We start from the raw sequence: 2,782 nt of genomic DNA, 5'->3' as shown, positions 1-2,782 counted from the left end.
ATGGGAAGATTAGGCAAAGTTCCTTGACATGTTGGAAGAAAGAAGAAAAGAAAGATCTAGCAAGAAATTGTAAGACAAGCAAATGAAGGGCGCATGGGGGATACCTAGGCTCTCAGAGGCGATGAAGGACGTGGTAAGCTGCGAAAAGCTGCGGGGAGTGGCACACACACTTTGATCCGCAGGTGTCCGAATGGGGCAACCCACTAGTATGAAGTACTAGTATCCTGATACAGGAGGCAAACGGGGGGAACTGAAACATCTAAGTACCCCCAGGAGAAGAAAACAACAGTGATTCCGCAAGTAGTGGCGAGCGAACGCGGACTAGCCCAAACCAGTCATGTTACGGCATGGCCGGGGTTGTAGGACTGACCGAGTGGTCAGCAGGTTAAGTCGAACGGTCTGGGAAGGCCGGCCATAGCGGGTGAGAGCCCCGTAGACGTACCACTTGCTGGCTGAGTCAGGATCCTGAGTAGGGGGGGACCGGTGGAATCCCCTCTGAATCCGGCGGCACCATCCGCCAAGGCTAAATACTCCTGAGAGACCGATAGTGAACCAGTACCGTGAGGGAAAGGTGAAAAGTACCGCGAGCAGCGGGGTGAAATAGAACTTGAAACCATGCGCTTACAAGCGGGCGGAGCCTTTTGGGGTGACGCCGTGCCTTTTGCATAATGAGCCTACGAGTTACGGTCACTGGCCAGGTTAATGCTTTCAAGAGCAGGAGCCGAAGCGAAAGCGAGTCTGAACAGGGCGCTTAGTCAGTGGCTGTAGACGCGAAACTTGGTGATCTACCCATGACCAGGTTGAAGCTGTGGTAACACACAGTGGAGGACCGAACCGGTAAACGTTGAAAAGTTTTCGGATGAGTTGTGGGTAGGGGTGAAAGGCCAATCAAACTGAGAAATAGCTCGTACTCCCCGAAATGTTTTTAGGAACAGCGTTGGGGTCAAGTCAGCGGCAGGTAGAGCTACCGATAGGACTAGGGGGAGTCACATCCTACCAAATCCTGACGAACTCCGAATGGCCGTTGATATACCTAGCAGTGAGGGCATGGGTGCAAAGGTCCGTGTCCGAGAGGGGAACAACCCAGAGCATCAGCTAAGGTCCCAAAATCTATGTTAAGTTGAGCTAAGGGGGTCCGACTGCAGAGACAGCCAGGATGTTAGCTTGGAAGCAGCTATACATTTAAAGAGTGCGTAACAGCTCACTGGTCGAGCGGGGCGGGCATCGATAATAAACGGGCATCAAACATAGTACCGAAGCTATGCGATTGTGCAAACAATCGGTAGGGGAGCATTCTCACAGGGGTGAAGGTGTCGCGTAAGCGATGCTGGACTGGTGAGAAAAGCAAATGTAGGCATAAGTAACGATAATGCTGACGAGAAATCAGCACACCGAAAGACTAAGGATTCCTCCGCTATGCTAATCAACGGAGGGTTAGGCGGGACCTAAGGGGGAGCCGACAGGCGTACTTCGATGGACAGCTGGTTAATATTCCAGCCCTTGCGCTTAGTGTGAAAGAGTGACGGAGCAGCCGGGTCACTACGTTCTGACGGAATAGAGCGTTGAGCTGAGCCTACGGGCGAGGCGAAGTGGCGAAGCAGCTTCCAAGAAAAGCTTTTGAAACCTCAGCTAAGCGGGACCCGTACCGCAAACCGACACAGGTAGTCGAGAAGAATATTCTAAGGTGCTCGAGTGAATCACGGCTAAGGAACTCGGCAAATTAACCCTGTAACTTCGGGAGAAGGGGAGCCTCCTTGGTAACACAAGAGGTCGCAGAGAAATGGCCCAGGCGACTGTTTAGCAAAAACACAGGACTCTGCCAAATCGTAAGATGACGTATAGGGTCTGACACCTGCCCGGTGCTGGAAGGTTAAGAGGGGATGTTAGTCGCAAGGCGAAGCATTGAATCGAAGCCCCAGTAAACGGCGGCCGTAACTATAACGGTCCTAAGGTAGCGAAATTCCTTGTCGGGTAAGTTCCGACCTGCACGAATGGTGTAACGATCTGGGCACTGTCTCGGCCGTGAGCTCGGTGAAATTGTAGTAGCGGTGAAGATGCCGCTTACCCGCCACGGGACGGAAAGACCCCGTGCACCTTTACTATAGCTTTGCATTGGTTTCGGGTCAGGGATGTGTAGGATAGGTGGGAGGCTGTGAAGTGGCGTCGCCAGGCGTCATGGAGCCACCGTTGAAATACCACCCTTCGCTGGCCTGGGATCTAACTTTTATAAATAGAAGGACCGTGCATGGTGGGTAGTTTGACTGGGGTGGTCGCCTCCAAAAGTGTAACGGAGGCTTCCAAAGGTCGGCTCAGCACGCTTGGTAACCGTGCGTGGAGTGCAATAGTACAAGCCGGCTTGACTGTGAGACCGACGGGTCGAACAGGTGGGAAACCAGGGTATAGTGATCCGGTGGTTCTGTATGGAAGGGCCATCGCTCAAAGGATAAAAGGTACGCCGGGGATAACAGGCTGATCTCCCCCAAGAGCTCACATCGACGGGGAGGTTTGGCACCTCGATGTCGGCTCGTCACATCCTGGGGCTGGAGAAGGTCCCAAGGGTTCGGCTGTTCGCCGATTAAAGTGGCACGCGAGCTGGGTTCAGAACGTCGTGAGACAGTTCGGTCCCTATCTGTGGTGGGCGCAGGAAGATTGACGGGGGCTGCCCTTAGTACGAGAGGACCGGGGTGGACCCACCGCTGGTGCACCGGTTGTCACGCCAGTGGCATGGCCGGGTAGCTATGTGGGGAACAGATAAGCGCTGAAAGCATCTAAGTGCGAAACT

1 rRNA gene is annotated in these 2,782 nt (G+C 53.7%); it reads left to right on the top strand.

The window, feature by feature from the left end:
- Positions 1-73: 73 nt before the first annotated feature.
- Positions 74-2,782, top strand: a 23S ribosomal RNA gene (locus JTN23_RS25705); the annotation flags it as partial.

The sequence above is a fragment of the Telluribacter roseus genome (genome assembly GCF_017355915.2).
Lineage (GTDB): Bacteria > Bacteroidota > Bacteroidia > Cytophagales > Spirosomataceae > Telluribacter.
This window is presented reverse-complemented; position numbering and strand designations above follow the sequence as displayed.